The sequence below is a fragment of the Lacrimispora sphenoides JCM 1415 genome (genome assembly GCF_900105615.1).
Classification (GTDB): Bacteria; Bacillota; Clostridia; order Lachnospirales; family Lachnospiraceae; genus Lacrimispora; species Lacrimispora sphenoides.
On the sequence record NZ_LT630003.1, the window covers coordinates 2,655,040 to 2,673,073 of the forward strand.

An 18,034-nucleotide genomic window follows, 5' to 3' on the forward strand; every position below is an offset into this window, starting at 1 on the left:
CTCATATTAACACATCCCTTTGTCGGCGTTTTCCTTCAAAACTTGTTTTAGTGCGGTGGCGCCTTCGTCGCATAAGTAGTTGAATGGACGGCGGCAGTCGCCTACAGGATAACCAAGCAGAGAAACAGCCTTTTTAACAACCGTGTTCGGATTGCCATATTTGAATACGGCACGGAAGGAGGCGATGGAGTCTTGGGCAGCTTTTGCCTCTTCAAGCTTACCAGCCTTGAACAGTTCATAAATAGATGCCAGAACATGAGGGTATACGTTTGCACATCCTGCGATGCCGCCTGCACCTCCTGCCTCCAGGCAAGGCAGAATCAGTGAATCGTTTCCGGACAAAACACGGAAGTCTTTATCTAAGTCCTTTGTAAGGTTGATGTAGGCAAGTAAGTTATCCCAGTCACCGCTGGAATCTTTGGCGCCCATGATGATGTCCACATCTTTAGCCAGTTTTGCAACGGTTTCAGGAAGTAATTTGTTGCCTGTGCGTGCAGGGATGTTGTACAGCACGATTGGAATGTCTACATGCTTGGCAATTTCCACGTAATGGTCGTAAAGCTCTTTTTGTGAAGCAAGCGCAAAGCTGGGGGTGATAATGGATAACACGTCGGCACCAAGCTCCTGCGCTTTCCTGCTGATACGAATGGTGTCAGACGTAGAAATGCAGCCGGTACCTGCGTATACCGGAACGCGATGCTTTACTTGATCGATTGTAGCTTCCAGAACCTCAATTTTTTCATTTTCACTTAGGATGTACCCTTCGCCGTTGGTTCCAAACGGGAACAGGCCATGGACGCCGCCCTCCAACATGCGTTCAATCTGGTTTCCCAGCTCCTTCCGATTGATCGATTCATCGGGATTCATCGGGGTCAGAATCGGCGGGATAATGCCTTTTAAATCAACATTCTTCATAATAACTCTCTCCTTTTTTATTTGCATAATAATTATAGGATTTCTAAGTACAGATTTCTTGCATCTTCTGCAGTTACAAGACGCATATTATTTACCAGCAAGCGCTGCACTTGCATACCAGCCTCTACTAAACCATCCAGATCCTCGGGTGGAACGCCGAATTCCTTTAAGCTGGTTGGAATTTCTAAATGACGTACGATCCGCTCAAGCTGCCCAATCAGCCATTCTGCCTTTTCAGCCGCTGTCTGGCAGATTGTTTCGGTGTCATGGCAGCAGCGTTCATAGGCCTGAGCAAAACGTTCCTGACAGACAGGTGCATTGAAACGCATAACCGGAGCAAGTAAGATTGCATTGGAAACGCCGTGGGCAATGTGATACTTTCCGCCCAATGGATAACTTAGGGCATGTACCGCTGTGGTACCGGAAGCTGTGATTGCAATACCGGCATAGAATGCAGCAATCTGCATCTTGTTCTTCGCTTCCATTGCCTCGGGATCATCACAGGCAGGGATAATATTGTTCAAAATCAGATCAAGCGCTTCCATGGCAAAGGTGTCTGAGAATGGATTAGCCTTTTTGCTGGTGTAGCACTCAATGGCGTGAGCTAAGGCATCCACGCCGGTAGCGGCAGCGATCGGTTTAGGTAAATTTTTAATCATGCGGGCATCTAAAATCACATAATTGGCAATCATATTTTCATTTACTATGCCAACTTTCAGCTCTTTTTCCGGAACTGCGACAATGGCATTTGGAGTTACCTCCGCACCGGTGCCGGCAGTGGTGGGAACCAGAATTGTTGGGACACACCTTTTTGCACGCCCCGGCTCATCCAGTAGTTCCTTTACACCGTATTCATCGGTTACAAGCACGCTGGCCAGCTTGGCAGCATCCAAAACACTGCCGCCGCCGCAGGCTATAATCATATCTGCGCCGCTTGCCTTGAATTGATCAACAATATTCTGCACGGCTATATAGGACGGCTCTGACGGAATCTCGTCCAGTACATAGTAATCTGCTCCCGCAGCCTTTACTGCTGCTTCCGGCAAATCAAACAGTCCGGAGGCATGTATTCCCTTGTCAGTAAACATGGCTACACGTTCAACTTGATGAATCTTTAGGATTGCGGTAATATTGTCTATTGAGTTTTCGCCGCCGTAAACGGCATGGGGCAATTTTACATTGTATACAGTCTGCATCTGACATCACTCCTTCTGGTAACCATTTAGTAAAAGACTTCCTTGTGGCTGTTGCTTATTTTGTGCCCTCGCCGGAGGTAGGGTTGTACACGCCGACGAACTCACGCTTTGCGCCGATGACATCTTCTTCGGTGAAGCTAACGTATTTGATGCACTTACGGGTGTACGCTGCGTATGTCAGATGCAAACTGCCATCGGTGCTCTGCATCAGGTAAGGGTACTCGTACTGCTTGTTGTTTGTTTTATTCTCCTCACCGATGTATCCCTCGCCGCGTTCCATCAAGCGGATTAATGGGAAAGTAAGACCGCCGTCTTCAGACAGTGCCACAGCAACAGGGCAACGCAGCCCCGGCCATGCAGCTTTGCCTGGAACGGGTGCTGGAGTGGCGGTGGGGTTATATGCCACAGCAACACGGCCGCTTTTGGTACGGATAGCACTAATAGAGGAATTATTGTTAGGCAGAGGTGTCGGTTTCGGCTCTGACCAGGTTTCGCCCCAGTCCAGAGATTCGCTGCGGTAGACATTGTCAGCCTCACGGCTTCGCATGAAAGCTGCAAGGTGCCCATCATCAAGCTCCACAACGGTGGGATGAACACGGCCACGGCTGCCCGGCATCTCTACCATACGCCAGGATTTGCCCTGGTCATCAGAAATCTGAAATACGCTGGGGTCACCGGACAGACCTTCCTCAGAGTCGGTGCATAGCCAGTTGCCAAATATCCAGCGGCCATTTTTCAGGATCTGAATCGGCTGGCGGCAGAAGCTGCCCTCTCTTTGGAAGACGGTTTCATAGCCGCCCCAGGTCAGGCCGCCATCAAAGCTCTTCTGGCATCTGATTTGAGAGGTGAACTGCATGTTGTCTTTGCCCTCAATGCGGTCCAGCTGCGCGGTGTACATACACCAAACAGCACCGTCAGGGCCATTGAATAAAGATGGATTCTGCTCGCTGCGCTTTGGGTCACCGGAAACGGAGACCGGCGACCTCCATCGTTCGGCCCCCTTGGGAAGGCGGGCACATACAATATGTACGTCGGCTTCTCCTTCATAAGTTCCAGCAAACCAGCAGCACAGCATGTCGCCGTTTGGCAGTTCCAGCATGGCAGGAGAATGGCATGTGGCAAAAGGGCCGGGAGGAACCATGGATTCCACAGTACCCATTTCTTCGTTGCGGTAGATACGACCGTCTAAAGTCAAACCGGCGAGAGTAGGATAGTTCATAATTTATACCTCCAGTTCATATTTTGATCTTTTAGGAAATCTTTTCTGCTAATTTAATAAGCAGATCCTGATCTCCAAAACCACCTGATTTTGAAATAATGTGATATGTTTTATCATTGTAAATAAATTCTGTTAAAACAACCCCGGTTGCCATTTCGCAAATTGGCGTCAGCTCCGAAATGCCTACCGCCTGCATTAACGCCATCAGCGTATCGCCGCCGGTACACAAAAGAGTAGCGTTCAGACCGTCGTCAAGCATTCGCTTAATCAAAGCTGCCAGATTATCCGAAATTTGCACCCGAAGCTGTTCCATTGTCATGTTATGTTCCCGTGCGTAGATATCGGTATCCTCACACCCTTCCGGGTCATTCACATCAATAATAAAGCATTTTTTAGCATATGCCTGTGCCAGCCATTGACGAACACAACCGACCGCTGCCTTACTATCCGCCCAGCGATCTTCCAGTTTTTGAACAGGGTTCAAATTTACATGCGGAAAGCCGTGTTCCTGTGCCGCCTTCATTTGGCTGATCGTTACTGGATTGACACTGCCACAAGCTATAAACAGGGTATCTTCAAGCTTTGGTATCTTCGGGGCAGGCCCCTTCAAATTCAGCATATCTGCAAGCACTGCTGCAAACCCAGCACATCCTGCACAGAATCGCAGACGATCCAGTCCCAGTTTCCTGCCGATGTGTTTTAAATCTGCATCTGTTTCAGCATCAAATACCTGGATGCCGGGATTTGAAATATTATGCTCTTCCTTTCGCGGGTGTATCAACACCGGCATATTTGTTTGCTGTCCTAGGATATCCGCCACCGCTGAGTCCAAAATCGGTTCAAAAGGATCCTGGCCAAATACGCTCTGGTCCACAGGTACACCGTCGACATAGTGAATCCCCTCCCGGGTGACTCTTCCCAGTTTGGGAAAAGCAGGGAGAAACGGAATGGTGTCGATACCTGTTGCGTCCATCAGTGCCATCAATTCACTGCCAATATTTCCCCGCAGTGCGGAGTCTGTCTTTTTATAAATGTAAGCAATTCCGGCTTTCAATGCTCTATGCACTATGCTGTACACAATCTCATAGGCTTCCTGGGGCTTCACATGCCGGGTTTCTGCAACCATAACTAAAACTTCTACTGTTTTTTCAATTGATCGGAAATCATAGTTTAAATCTGTGACCACAACTGTTGCTGCACCCCTGGCTGCAAACTGCACCCCGGTGTCAAGTGCGCCCGTGAAGTCATCTGCAATGATTAAAAGCTTTACCATACATTCAACTCCTGTTGTTTCATTTTGAAACAGTTTAGAAGGGCCAATTCCTTATTTTGTACATTACAGAAATTGTTAATCCCTTTTTCTTTAAATTTATATTCATTTTATATAAAATCCACTGCTTTCGTCAAGTTATTTTCATCTATAAATCGTTTACTTTTGAAACATTCGAAAAATTTGTTGCTTAATTTTTGTGCATTTGGTATAATACGTTCAAATATGAAACGAATTATTGAGGTGCCTATGAAGAATGATATTCGTGTTTTGGGCATTGCGCCCTATGAGGGAATGAAAATTCAGATGCTCAATCTGGCGAAAGAATATCCCCAGATTGATCTGACAGTCTATGTGGGGGATATGGAGCAGGGTCTTATCATCGCCCGGAATAACTTTCATGGAGATTACGATGTGGTAATATCACGTGGTGCTACGGCGCAGATGCTGCGGCAGCAGCTGACCATTCCGGTAATCGAAATTGAAATTTCTATGTACGATATTCTCTGTGCCATCAAACTGGCGGGCGGGCTGAATAAAAAGACTACCATGATTTCCTTCGCCGATATTCGAAACCATGTACTGCCCTTATGCGAATTGCTGGAATGTGACATTGATATCCATACAGTAGATTCTATTGAGGCGGTGGAGCCGACCCTGCGCAGTCTTCAGGATAAACAGTGCGAGACCATACTCTGCGATGTGATTGTTAACACCGCTGCCCAGCGGCTCGGTATCAATTCCTTCCTGATCACCTCCGGGATAGACAGTATCCGAAATGCCTTTAACCAGGCATTGCTGCTATGTGAAAGCCAACAATACCTGCAGGATGAAAATTTGTTTTTTCGAGAGCTTATTCGCGGACAGATCGGGCATACGATTGTCTTTGACAGTCAGGGAAATTTGTTTCTGTCTACACTGGAAGATATAAAACCTGAATTATTGGAATTGCTGCGTCAGGAACTATCCCAATCCGGACAGGAAGAGGATCAGCGAATCAGCCGTTCACTGAAAGGCATGCGCTACTCCATTCGTGTTCGGCAAATTGCCAGCGGCTCTTTGCGATACACCGCTTTTTTCTTCGATGAAAGAAAATTGCCGGTATCCTCAAACCAGATGGGTATCAGTTTCTCCGGTCGAGCCGAGGCAGAGGCAGCTTACTACAACAGCATTTTCAGCTTTGCGGGAAATCTCCAAGGTTCTCAGCAGGAAATTGATCAAATAAGCCAAAGCACTGCCCCTGTCATCTTCACAGGCGAGGATGGAACAGGTAAGGAATCCATCGTCAGCATGCTTTACATCAGGGGCCCGCTGCACAACAACCCCTTGGTGTCCATCAACTGCAGCCTGCTGAACGACCGTAGCTGGGCATTTCTTATGGAGCATCACAACTCTCCGTTGGCAGACGAAGGCAGCACCCTATACTTTGCAAATGTGGATGTATTATCTTTGGAACGGCAGTACCAGCTTATCGCTGTGCTAAAGGAAATGGATGTGTGCCAGCGAAACAGGGTAATGATTTCCTGTGTTTGCCAGAGCGGCGAATATATATCTAAAGTAGGTGCTCTTTTCCGAGAAAAGCTTTCCTGTCTTTCCTTGTATCTGCCGCCGTTGCGTCAGCTCTCCCATCAGATTCCCACTCTGATGAATCTATGCCTGAGCCATATGAACGTCAATATGCCCCGGCAGATATTAGGTGCTGATCCGGAAGCGCTGTCTCTACTGCAAAGTTACAACTGGCCCCATAATTACACCCAGTTCCGCCGGGTAATTGGGGAACTTGCGATTACGGGCACCAGCCAAATCATCACCGCTGAAAATGTCCGTCAGGTACTGCGCAAGGAGCGGCACGTTGGTGCTTTCTCCTCCTTAAAAGAAAATGCCGCCACTCCTCTGGATTTAAACCGTACGCTTTCAGAGATCAGCCAGGACATCGCTATCCGGGTGGTCAGCGAAACCGAGGGCAACCACACTGCTGCAGCCAAACGCTTGGGTATCAGCCGTACAACCCTATGGCGTCTGTTGCAAAAATAATACGCAAACGAAGCTAGTAAAACAATTGTTTACTAGCTTCAAACTGTAAATAAAGGAGCCAGGGCTCAAGCCCTGGCTCTATTTTTTCCTTCTTTTTGAATAATTCCAGTACAGAAAACAAACAATCTTATTTTATGATTGCATGCTTCTCAACACCTTCTCTATCGGCTTACCTTTAGCCAGTTCATCCACCAACTTGTCTAACCAGCGTACCTTCTGCATAAGCGAATCTTCGATTTCCTCGACGCGAACCCCGCAGATTACACCGGTAATTTTGGAAGCGTTCGGATTGATTTGAGGGGCTTCGGCAAAGAAGGTCTCAAAATCAACATCTTTATCGATTTGAGATTGTAATCCGAGTTCATCGTAGCCTGTCAGCCATTGGATGACGGTATCGACTTCCGCCTTCGTCCGTCCTTTACGCTCAGCTTTTTGAATATACATAGGGTAAACTAAAGAAATTTTCATTTTGTACACACGTTCGTTATTCACTTTTCATCCCTCCATTTGCTTCGGCGCTTCTTCCGCGACGACATTCCAGTTCACGCCGAACTTGTCCGTTACTGCAGCGTGGAACACACTGTAGAAGGTCTCGGTGGGTGGAAGTACCACCTCGCCACCCACGCAAAGCGCGTCAAAGATACTCGCCGCTTCCTTGCCCGTAGGAACCGTTGCGGTTAGTTTGATGTTATTGCCGTTCCTGGGCGGCATAGCTTCATCAGCAAACCAGAAGTTCGTACCGCAGATGGCCATCTCTGCGTGCATAACCCAAGTACGCAGCAGCTCAGGCGGCGTCTTTGACCCCTCCGGCATATAGTCACCGTAAGGCAGGATTTTGGGCTCGTCGCAAGGAAAGACGGTACGGTAAAAATTCAGTGCGTCTTTGCAGTTACCGTTGAATGTGAGGTAAGGTGTAATCATGGTTTCTTCTCCTTTTTTGCTTTTAGGGTTAATCAGGTAGTAATTGCCCTGCACCTGCTTGTTAAATTTAGTATAACATAATATTTATTTAATACGCATCCATGGATTAACATCTATAGCCTTATCTGTCTTGCATAAATGCCAATCCCGGTTCCCCCTCCAACTTGCCAGATTTTTTCACAAACTGAGACACTATTTCTTTTTGATCAAATAAGACACATCCGCCTGTATGTGCAGCAGTAAGGAGGCCTTCCTCCCGCAGGCTGGTAAATAGCGGCGATTTCAATGCTTCACCTAACGATGTATTCCAAAGGTTAACGTCCGAATATGGCGAAAAGGGGCATGGCTCGGCATTACCAGACGCACTGATGTGGAAGAAGCCGCGGCCGGCTGCTAAACAGCCTCCTGATTCCGATTCATCGCCGGGAAAGGAAATGATGATCATACCTTTTTGGCGGGATCGCGCTTCATTGATGCGCGCTGCCAGTTTCCTACGGTCCTCATCATCAAGCGCAAGGTCAGGCCGCTCCACCGGGACATATTCCACATAGAAGACCACTTTACATCCCATTTCTTTAAGGTTGTCAATATAAGCACTATCGGTTACCGCCTCCAGATTATCGGAGGTCACCGTGACGGAAGCTCCGAAAATCAGTCCGAGACGTCTCAGACGGCACATGGTTTCCGTAGTCTGTTTATATACGCCTTGACCGCGCCTTAAATCAGTCGCTCTTTCATCTCCCTCAATACTGACAACAGGAACAAGGTTCCGATGAGAAGACACTAATTCCAAGGCAGCATCATCTAACAAGGTCCCATTTGTGAATACCGGAAACAGCAAATTCTTTCGCTTAGCCGCCGCTTTTAACACATCTTGCCGAAGGAACGGTTCGCCGCCCGCCAGTATAATGACCGAAACACCCAACGTCTCCGCTTCATCAAAAATACGTTCCCACATGGTGACCGGCAGTTCCCGAGATACATTACAGGTGTGATTAGCCTGCGCATAACAACCGGAGCAATGCAGATTGCAATTATCCGTAATACTGGCTATCAGAAATGGCGGGATATGCTCTCCGGCTTGCCCAAACTCAAGTCTGCGCCGGGCGGCTTGTTGGGCGGCAGCGGCATACTGTAAGAAAAATGCGCTTTGCCTCGGGTTCTTTAGCGTGACTCTCAGGGCATCTTTGATAAGCCGTTCCATTCCATTGTTCAAATACTGTTCCAAATTAAGATTCATTATTTTCTCCCCCATTCAGCGTAACCTTTTCATACCGAAAGCCTGTTATGCCGCTTTTTTTATCTTTCCGTTCACCAACCTTGACATATCCCAAAGACTCATAAAACTTATGCAAGCCATAGCTGTCGGCAAGGGTTTCAAGTTTCCATCTCTTAACCTTGGGGTACAATTTTTCAATTGATAGCATAATTTGTTTCCCGTAGCCTTTATGCTGCTCGTTGGGATCAAGGAATATTGCGCCTATTTCGCCTTTCCTTCCTAACACCGCAACAAATGTCCCTCCAATTATCCTATTATCCGCAAGAATAGTTTTACCGAATATAAGAGGCGGCATAAAACTTTTACGCTAAGTTGTCTACCAATACGTCAATGAAATAGTTACGCTGTTCAGAATTGGTTAGGTCAATACCGCTGTACATATGAAATGAAGCCGCGTTGATGGCAGAAGCCTGTATCGGTTGTATGAGTTGCAGGGCGATAATCCGTAATTGCATATCGTCTTTCTGTTCCCCGAATATCTCTTTAAGTAAAGGGATGATGTATAACGGCGCTTGCATACTCCCTTCGGTCATCTCCCGAAGCATCATAAATCGAATCATTTTTTTATCGTTTCCAGCTACATCACATAGCTTTTTCAACATAATCCTCAGCCTAAGGTCCGGCTCCATTGGGGAATAATCATCGCTTTCTGTAATTTCAGAAATGACCCGCACCATAACGTCGCCTATTGCGATGCTGATCAAGTTGTCTTTGCTCTTAAAATGATAATTTACCAAACCTGTAGCAACACCAGCTTTTTCCGCAATTTGCCGAACAGTAATCTTCCCGATATCATCGGCTTCGTCCATCAGGGACTTCGTTGTTTCGATTAATTTCTGCCGCAAATCTTGTTCGTTAGAACTCATCATAATCCTCCCTTCTTCATCATGTTAAATATATACTACATAATTACTGAACATGTTCAGGATAGCGTGAATTCCTCTCAAAGTCAAGTGTCTTAAAAAAATTGTTTTCGCTCCCACCATGCTGATAACTGGTTAATGATCTTTTAAAAAAATACTGAGACAGATCCCTCTTGTTTCTTTTTCATTCAAAGGGAACTGCCTCAGTGACATCGGTTCTTTGCAATATGAAGTTTCGGTATAAACTGAGTTTGGAGGATCTCATTTACTACTTCATCTGACTATTTCATATATAATGCCTTCTCTCCTGCTTTAACTCAGCCCACCACCATAGGCTGCATGCATAATAATACTCCGGACTTTAATATTAAAAAAAGGAAATAAATTAGAGGCATGCCTCTAATTTATCTCCTTTAACTCACCGGTAATCATGTATATCGTTCTTTCACAAATATTAGTAGAATGGTCGGCGATTCTTTCAAGATACCGTCCTAAGAATAGAAGTTTAGTCCCTTGTTTTGTAAGTTCCCTTTTTTCTGCGATGATGTTAAGGAAATCATTTATAACGGTTTCATAGAGCCTGTCAACATCTTCGTCCCTCTCAGCTGCCTTTTGTGCAAGGGCAATATCCTCATTTACAAAGGCATCAAGGCTCATCTTTAACATTTTCTGAGCTATATCTGCCATCCTTGGAATATCTTTTAGGGAATTCAAAATGGGTTCTTCGCCAATCTCAAGTAATACCTCTGCAATGTTTACTGCATTATCTCCCATTCTCTCAAGATCTGTTATGATTTTCAGAACCGATGCAATTGTCCTTAAATCCTTGGCGAGAGGCTGCTGAAGGGCAAGAAGCATCATACAATCCTTTTCAATTTCAAGTTCTAACTGATCTATTTCGTCATCTTTCTTCAAAACATTCCTTGCAAGATTAAGATCTTGTGTCTTCATAGCAGTCACTGACGTGTCAATAATATTCTCAACCAGAGCTCCCATTTTTAATACCTTTTGTTTAACTTCAAGTATCTTCTGAGTAAAACGTTCTCTAACCAATTTGCTCATCTCCTTTTACAAAAAATTATAAAATATACGGAATCTTAACCAAATCTACCGGTGAGATAATCGTTCGTTCGATTATCCTTGGGGAATGAAAAGACCTCTTGGGTATAACCTTGTTCTATTAGATCTCCCATTAACATGAATGCAACCCGGTCAGCGATACGCCCAGCCTGCTGAACGGTATGTGGTGCAATGATAATGGTATATTGCTCTTTAAGCTGTATTAAGGATTCCTCAATTTTGGCCGTTGATATCGGGTCAAGTGCTGAACATGGTCTGTCCAGCAAAATAACTTCCGGCTCAAGAGCCAAAACTCTGGCAATACACAAGCGCTGCTGCTGACCACCGGATAACCTGGCTGCAGGAGTATCCAGCCTATCTTTGACATCATCCCAGAGGGCAGACATACGCAGAGCTTTTTCCACTTCCTCTGCCACATCCGCCTTGGATTTCATTCCACCCATACGGGGGCCCAATGCGACATTGTCAAAGATGGACATAGGCAGAGGCGTTGGTACATCAAAGACCATCCCCACCCTGCGGCGCAGTTCTGTCACATTAACATCCGGATCAAAGATGTTTTTCCCTTCTAAAAGTATCTCACCCTCATGACGGGCTCCCACCGTCAAGTCACTTAGACGGTTTAATGTGCGAAGCAATGTTGTTATTCCACTATTGGCTGGACCAAAAACAGCCATAATCCGATTTTTAGGTATCTCCAGGTTAAGTTCTTTAATAACCTGCTTTTGTTGATAATAGAAGTTTAATCCTTTTATTTCTATTTTTGATTTCTGTGTCATTTTTCACCTCTTAACGGCCTTTAGCTATGAATCTATTGACCAGCATATTGAAACCAACATTAAGCAGAAGAATAAGAATAATCAAGAGCGCTGCTGTTCCATAAGCGTTATCCATGGATATTCCCTCCCTCGCCAGTATATAAAAATGTACTGCCATCGTTCGAGTTGGGGAGAAGATTGATGTAGGCATGCGCAATGCAGAGCCTGCTGTTAAAATAACAGCAGCTGTCTCAGCTACACATCGCCCTATACTCAAAATTACTCCATTAACTATTCCGGGGAGTGCTGATGGGAGTACCGTCCTGGTTATTGCCTGCCACTTTGTAAGTCCCAAAGAGAAGCCTACCTCCCGGTATAGCTGCGGCACAGTACGAATCGCCTCTTCTGATGTACGTATGATAGTAGGCAGAATCATGATAGCCATGGTTAATCCGCCGGACAAAATTGACCATCCCATTTTTAAGTAAATAACAAAGAAGATAAAACCAAAAAGTCCATAAACAATGGAGGGTATCCCTGCCAGAGACTCGGCACTGAAACGGATAATGCGGGTGACTCTGCTCTCACGTGTGTACTCCGTAAGGTAGATAGCTGTTCCAATTCCAAATGGTGTTGCGACAATTACGGCTACTGCAGTCACAATCAAAGTACCGACAATGGAAGAAGAAATACCCCCTGAACGGCCCATATCCCGCGGAATATCTGTTAAAAACTGCCAGCTGAGCATAGGTATGCCCTTGATTAGTATATGGATAATTATAGAAAAAAGAATTGCAATAACAAGAAGAGCAGCTGTCCAAATCAAAAATTTTGCTATCTTTTCGGAAGCTTTCGCGTTAATTCTCATAATGACCTCACCTCTTTCGTGTGATGTATTGGGCAGAAGCATTTAAAATCATGATAATGACAAACAATACAATACCTGTGGCGAAAAGCGCCTGCTGGTGTTCGCCTGATGCATATCCCATCTCAATACCGATATTCGTGGTCAGTGTCCTGACAGGGTCAAGAACTGATTCAGGAAGTGCAACAGCATTACCCAGAACCATAATCACCGCCATAGTCTCACCAATTGCCCTGCCTAAACCTAAAATTACGGCGGCAACGATACCCGACTTGGCCGCAGGTAACAGCAAGGAACGTATCGTTTGCCATTGTGTCAATCCTAATGCAAGTGCTCCATCCTTATAATGGCGCGGCAGCGCAAGGAGAGATACTTCGGTGATACTGATGATCGTTGGCAGGATCATAATACCCAAAATGATGGAACCGGCCAATATGCTTAAGCCCGGCCCTCCCAGATAGTTACGTATCATTGGTACAACGAACAATACTCCCCAGAACCCATATACCACGGAAGGTATGGCAGCCAGCAACTGGATGGCGGGTCTGAATATGTTTCTAAGTTTTGCAGGAGCAAACTCAGCCAGAAAAATGCTGCAGCAAATGGCGATGGGAACTCCCAGGATTGCTGCTCCTAAAGTGACCGATACAGATCCCACTATCATCGGGAAAATGCCATAGGCACCTTGGCTTGGAGCCCATTTCATCCCAAAAACAAAGTTTATTATACCAACCTTGGCAATAATAGGGATACCTTTTATAAATATAAACACAGTGATTAACGCAAGCACTGATAAAGTCGAAAGAGCAATTAGAAGAAACACACGCTCAGATAATTTTTCTTTAAAATTCTTCATTTTCCTGCCCCCTCTTCTGATGGAATAAGTCCCTCATTGGTCAGTAATTTTTGCCCTTCTGAAGAAAGGGTAAAATCTATGAATTCCCTATTTAACCCAGTCGGCTCGCCGTCAGTAACAAATAAAAACTGCCTGGATAGTCTATAGCTGCCATTCATTATATTTTCTCGTGTCGCTTCGATGCCATCTAAATGTAAAGCTTTCACTTCATCTGTAACCAAACCCAAAGAGATAAATCCTATCGCATTGGGGTCATCCGCAACCAATTGCCGTACCGCCCCATTGGAGTCCTGTACGATAGCTTTCGGGGTTATCTCTTCTTCCCCCATCAACAGCTCCGCAAAGGCACTTCTTGTACCTGAACCTTCTTCACGCGCTATGATATTGATCTTTGACTTTGTGCCTCCCAATTGGCTCCAGTCGGTAATTGTAGCAGCGTAAATATCGCGAATCTGATCTGATGTAAGGTCTTGTATCGGATTCCTTGGGTTAACTATTAATACCAATCCATCCTTGGCAATTTCTACATTCCACAGATTTTTCTCCTCATCGGTCAATGCTCGGGAGGACATTCCAATATCAGCACTGTGTGTCTTGGTTGCCGTAATGCCGGCCGAAGATCCTCCACCCTGGATATCAATCACAGCATCTGGATTTAAAGCCATGTACTCTTCTGCCAGAATCTCAGCATAGGGTTGTACGGAAGTTGAGCCTGCAACAATCGTAGCTGAGCCAGGTGCCTGGCTGCATGCAGTCAGCACACCCATAGAAAGGGTCAATATCACTACGCTGACAGAACCTTTTATTCGTCTTAATAATTTGCACGTTACAATCTTTTTCCTCATGTCTCTCACAAAAATCAAACATCAAAATCATCAGCTATGATAAAACTCCAATGCTTGATTTCCTCCATTTCTCAGAATATATTAAAGAACTGCAAGTTCACATTTTAAAATTTTTATCCGAACCGACCTGTAATATAGTCCTCGGTGCGTTTATCCTTTGGATTTGCAAAAATTTCTGCTGTTGGAGCATATTCGACCAATGTCCCCGCTCTATCATGATCCATCATCATAAAAGCAGTCATATGAGATACCCTTGCCGCTTGTTCCATACTATGAGTTACAATAATGATCGTATATTTTTGCGCCAGTTCCTCCATTAACCCCTCAACTTGCATTGTAGATTCCGGATCAAGAGCACTGCAGGATTCATCCATTAATAAAACCTCAGGCTCCACAGCCAATGCACGGGCAATACACAGACGCTGCTGCTGGCCCGGAGAAAGATCAAACGCGGATTCTTTCAGCTTGTCCTTAACTTCGTCCCATAAAGCTACCTGGTTCAAGTTCCTTTCCACAATCTCATCAAGACGGGCTCTTTGCTTTATTCCATGGTGCCTTGGACCAAAAGCCATATTATCATACACAGACATAGGAAAGGGATTAGGTTTTTGAAAAACCATTCCAACTCTTTTTTTCAGTGCAACAACATCCATACTTTTATCATAGATAGAAACACCATCAAGCATAATTTTTCCCTCTACCCTAACTCCTGGTATCGGGTCATTCATACGATTAAAAAGACGCAGAAGAGAAGATTTACCGCATCCCGACGGCCCAATTATGGCTGTAATAGCACATTCCGTAATATCCATTGTGACATTCCTCAGCGCTTGGAAGTTGCCATAAAATAGGTTTACCGCATCTGTTTTTATCTTGGCTTTTTGCCCAGATTTTAACATTTGATCATCCATTCGTCACCCTCGCTAATCGACTCCTTATTAAAACTTTTATAAGAAGCGCTTATCCTTTATAATATTTTAAACTTCTATCTTCCTATTCACAACAAATATTAATTATACAATAATTAATGATAATTAAAGCATTATCTATGTTAATTATAGGTAAAATTTGTGTAAAATTTTCATCCCCAAAAAGAGACCAACAGGTATGGTAATATAAAATCCTGCCTGCGGGGCACATAAGATACCGATATTCTTCAAGTATTTTCCGAAGCATTTTTGTAAATAATTCTTCGAACATAATAGCATTTTTTCCTTTATAACTATCTTGTCCATATTTCGGAATATATTTTCATATTCATACTGTTCAAATTCCCAAATTTTTGTTTTTATACTATTTTTAGGCTAGTTTACAAGGAACTGCACGCGTACCGTTAAACGGGCTGATGACAGCAAAAGGCGGTATGCACCAGATAAAGTGCATACCGCTGTTTTGTTGTGGAGGAATCCAATGGAGGGAGAGTCAAGGACCGAGTAGCCGCTCGTATTATCCTTGACACTCCCTCCATCTCCTGCACCCTTCGCCTTAAACCAATAGGGTACAGGTATTTTTATTGAGTTGTGATTTTTATAACAACGCAAAATGGGGACTTTCTATAACTGATTTCATCTGACATAAGCAAAAAGGGTGTCCGGCAGGGTCAAGCATGACTCTCCAATCATCGGAAAATTGCTCATCTGCGATTGTCGCTCCACAATGAATTGCATATTCAACTGCCTTTTCCAAATCATTAACAGCGAAGTCTAAATGCGCCATTTGCTGTTGTGCTTCAGGCTTATCCGGCCAAACAGGCGGTTTATACTCAGGATTCCTTTGAAACGTTATACCAGGATACATCCCCTGCTCCGTTCCCGGAGCTCCTACACATGCCCAATCTTCATTATAAAATGGTATTTCCCACTTGAGCAGCGCCGCATAAAACTTTGCTAATTCATAAGGGTCTATGCAATCCACCGTAAATGAGTACATTTTGATTTTCAGTTCATTATCCATAGCGCGAATACCTCCAAATAAAGAATTGTTATTTATGGAAAAAAAGTACAACCATCTCCATATGTGCTGGGACAACAGTTCTATACTGCATAATGGAACTTATTGAAATTATGCCATTGACATTTTCATTTTTTTAATAATCTCTTCTAATGACTCCATCAGAACCTTTGCCATTTCAAATTCGTTCGTCCGAAGCAGCTGCTGAATTCTGGTTTCTGTCTCTTTTTTCTTTTGCTCCAGCAGCAGATAGTCTTTGTCAAAATGATTGGCATAAATCATCTGCCGGAATTTGCGGATGCTCATTCTGCGCACCGTGTTGTTTTCTACCAAAAGCACATAGTCCATACAATTGGCCACCGTATAATAATCATGGGATATCATAAGAATTGCACCTTTGTACTCAGAAATCGCCTGTTCTAATGCAATCTGCGCATAAACATCCAAATGCCCCGTCGGTTCATCTAACAGCAGGAAGTTGGCTTTTTCTAATGAGAGCACCGCTAATTGAAACAAATCCTTTTCTCCACCAGACAATTCACTCACTTTCTGACCAAGCGTCTCTCCTTCAAAACCATATTTTTTTAAATAGTTCTCTATATCACTTTTTCTATCAAATCCTTTTTCTTCGAAGATTTCAAGCAACGTTATCGTATCGTCATATAATGAGCCAGTAATCTGGGAAAACATGCTGACCTTTGCACTTTCACTAATCCTGATCGTGTCTTTCTTATTTTCAAAGACTTCGCATAGCATTGTTGTTTTTCCTGTTCCATTACTCCCCACAATTGCTACATGCTCTGCAGGCTTCATTTCAAAATTTACATGCTCTAAAAGCTGCTCATCAAACGCAACGCTGTAATCCGTTAATTCCAGAATATTTTCATCTGCCACTTCGTTTTCCAGATCAAAATATAGTTCCGGCTGTTTGATATCCACGAAAGGAGTCTTTGTTTTTCTTGCTTTCAGCCGGTCCACCAAGGTCTGTCTTGCATGTACGGCTCTTCCAAGGGATGGGTTGTCCATTTCCGACGCTCTCGCTCTGGATTTCTGTAAAATTCTACTTTGACGGTCAATCTCAGCCTGGTCTGCAGCTGCTGCTTCTTCTAAATCAATCTTCGTAGCGAGAAGTTCATAATTATATTCTGTATAGGTTCCATCAAATTCCTGAACATCCATATTTTCCATGTGAAGTATCTTGTTAAAGCAATGGTTTAACAAATACCGGTTATGTGTGATAATAAGAAGCGTTCCTTTGTGGGCATTGATCAGATTTCTTAATGCATTCAGATGATTAAAATCCAAAAATACATCCGGTTCATCCATAATAAGAAGCCTTGGACTCAGCATCATCTCTCTGATTACCTGAACCAGCTTAAATTCTCCGCCACTCAGACTACTGATTTTCTGTTCTTCTAACTTTTGCAGATCAGCTAGTTTTAATTGTTTCTTAATATTGATTTCGTGTGACTCTCCATCAATCGCATTCCATTCATCTAACTCTTTTTGATATTCCTCGAAAATACTTTCCAGGTCTACAGCAGTTTCCATTTCCTTACAAAGGTCAAATATTTTCTGCTCATGCTTTACAAATTCATCGCTGATATACTGAAACACGGTCATATCTTCTTTTGGATCTAATTGCGAAAATTGACTGACATATCCGATTCTGCCTGTATTGTCGATTTCTATTTTCCCATCGTACAGATACTCTTCGGAGTGCATTATTAAATCGAGTAACGTACTTTTTCCTGTACCATTGGTACCAATCAATGCGCAATGTACATTATCTTCTATTGTAAATGAAACTTTTTTATATAAATCCTTTTGCGGATATGAGTAGGACAAGTTTTGAACCTTAATCATGATTACCTCCTATGGTATTTATTTCTGATATAGTTTGACACAAACTTCACAATGTGATGCAACCGTTCTTTTATACTTCGTGTCAAAATCCCACTTTACCCCGCCTACTTTTAATTA

The 18,034-nt window shown here is 44.1% G+C and carries 18 protein-coding genes; 1 reads left to right on the top strand and 17 read right to left on the bottom strand.

What is annotated here, in order from left to right:
- Positions 1-6 precede the first annotated feature (6 nt).
- Genes dapA through BMX69_RS12035 form a run of 4 tightly spaced genes read right to left on the bottom strand, consistent with a single transcriptional unit; the run spans position 7 to position 4,603 of the window.
- Positions 7-915, bottom strand: a complete 909-nt coding sequence (dapA, locus tag BMX69_RS12020; protein WP_100042465.1) for a 4-hydroxy-tetrahydrodipicolinate synthase — start codon at positions 913-915, stop codon at positions 7-9.
- Between the two features lie 32 nt (positions 916-947).
- Positions 948-2,111, bottom strand: coding sequence for an iron-containing alcohol dehydrogenase (locus tag BMX69_RS12025; protein WP_054791622.1), 1,164 nt, complete (start codon positions 2,109-2,111; stop codon positions 948-950).
- Between the two features lie 55 nt (positions 2,112-2,166).
- Entirely contained in the window at positions 2,167-3,330 is a 1,164-nt protein-coding gene (locus BMX69_RS12030) for a sialidase family protein (protein ID WP_054791623.1), read from the bottom strand.
- A 31-nt stretch (positions 3,331-3,361) separates the two neighbouring features.
- Positions 3,362-4,603, bottom strand: a complete 1,242-nt coding sequence (locus tag BMX69_RS12035; protein ID WP_054791624.1) for a four-carbon acid sugar kinase family protein — start codon at positions 4,601-4,603, stop codon at positions 3,362-3,364.
- A 222-nt stretch (positions 4,604-4,825) separates the two neighbouring features.
- On the opposite strand from BMX69_RS12035, the gene BMX69_RS12040 reads away from it, so the two are divergent.
- A complete protein-coding gene (locus BMX69_RS12040; protein ID WP_242941243.1) occupies positions 4,826-6,634 on the top strand; it encodes a sigma-54-dependent transcriptional regulator in 1,809 nt (602 codons plus the stop codon).
- Positions 6,635-6,766: 132 nt separating this feature from the next.
- Here BMX69_RS12040 and BMX69_RS12045 read toward each other — a convergent pair whose 3' ends face one another.
- The 13 genes from BMX69_RS12045 to BMX69_RS12105 all read right to left on the bottom strand — a co-directional run bounded on the left by BMX69_RS12045 (position 6,767) and on the right by BMX69_RS12105 (position 17,917).
- Positions 6,767-7,126: a DUF2200 domain-containing protein gene (locus BMX69_RS12045; RefSeq protein ID WP_174715219.1), complete on the bottom strand. Its 360-nt coding sequence runs from the start codon at positions 7,124-7,126 to the stop codon at positions 6,767-6,769.
- Positions 7,127-7,129: 3 nt separating this feature from the next.
- Positions 7,130-7,555 carry a VOC family protein gene (locus BMX69_RS12050; RefSeq protein ID WP_054791625.1) on the bottom strand — a complete coding sequence of 142 codons (426 nt, stop codon included), beginning with the start codon at positions 7,553-7,555 and terminating at the stop codon, positions 7,130-7,132.
- Positions 7,556-7,676: 121 nt separating this feature from the next.
- Complete coding sequence (locus BMX69_RS12055) at positions 7,677-8,810, bottom strand: radical SAM/SPASM domain-containing protein (RefSeq protein ID WP_054791626.1); 1,134 nt, start codon at positions 8,808-8,810, stop codon at positions 7,677-7,679.
- Entirely contained in the window at positions 8,785-9,129 is a 345-nt protein-coding gene (locus tag BMX69_RS12060; RefSeq protein ID WP_054791627.1) for a GNAT family N-acetyltransferase, read from the bottom strand. Before BMX69_RS12060 ends, BMX69_RS12055 begins: the two co-directional genes overlap by 26 nt.
- 7 nt (positions 9,130-9,136) lie before the next feature.
- The gene (locus BMX69_RS12065) at positions 9,137-9,703 is read right to left on the bottom strand and encodes a TetR/AcrR family transcriptional regulator (protein WP_242941244.1); all 567 of its coding nucleotides are present in this window, start codon (positions 9,701-9,703) and stop codon (positions 9,137-9,139) included.
- A 393-nt stretch (positions 9,704-10,096) separates the two neighbouring features.
- Positions 10,097-10,750 carry a phosphate signaling complex protein PhoU gene (gene phoU, locus BMX69_RS12070; protein ID WP_100042468.1) on the bottom strand — a complete coding sequence of 218 codons (654 nt, stop codon included), beginning with the start codon at positions 10,748-10,750 and terminating at the stop codon, positions 10,097-10,099.
- Positions 10,751-10,794: 44 nt separating this feature from the next.
- Entirely contained in the window at positions 10,795-11,556 is a 762-nt protein-coding gene (locus tag BMX69_RS12075; RefSeq protein WP_054791629.1) for a phosphate ABC transporter ATP-binding protein, read from the bottom strand.
- A gap of 10 nt (positions 11,557-11,566) precedes the next feature.
- Entirely contained in the window at positions 11,567-12,403 is an 837-nt protein-coding gene (gene pstA, locus BMX69_RS12080) for a phosphate ABC transporter permease PstA (RefSeq protein ID WP_025233986.1), read from the bottom strand.
- Positions 12,404-12,410: 7 nt separating this feature from the next.
- Positions 12,411-13,256, bottom strand: a complete 846-nt coding sequence (gene pstC, locus BMX69_RS12085) for a phosphate ABC transporter permease subunit PstC (RefSeq protein ID WP_054791631.1) — start codon at positions 13,254-13,256, stop codon at positions 12,411-12,413.
- Entirely contained in the window at positions 13,253-14,101 is an 849-nt protein-coding gene (locus BMX69_RS12090; protein WP_054791652.1) for a phosphate ABC transporter substrate-binding protein, read from the bottom strand. The genes pstC and BMX69_RS12090 overlap by 4 nt, the downstream gene beginning before the upstream one ends.
- Positions 14,102-14,214: 113 nt before the next feature.
- Positions 14,215-15,012, bottom strand: a complete 798-nt coding sequence (gene pstB / locus BMX69_RS12095; protein WP_242941245.1) for a phosphate ABC transporter ATP-binding protein PstB — start codon at positions 15,010-15,012, stop codon at positions 14,215-14,217.
- 616 nt (positions 15,013-15,628) lie between these two features.
- Positions 15,629-16,054 carry a VOC family protein gene (locus tag BMX69_RS12100; RefSeq protein WP_054791632.1) on the bottom strand — a complete coding sequence of 142 codons (426 nt, stop codon included), beginning with the start codon at positions 16,052-16,054 and terminating at the stop codon, positions 15,629-15,631.
- 108 nt (positions 16,055-16,162) lie between these two features.
- Positions 16,163-17,917, bottom strand: coding sequence for an ATP-binding cassette domain-containing protein (locus BMX69_RS12105; protein ID WP_100042469.1), 1,755 nt, complete (start codon positions 17,915-17,917; stop codon positions 16,163-16,165).
- Between the last annotated feature and the right edge of the window lie 117 nt (positions 17,918-18,034).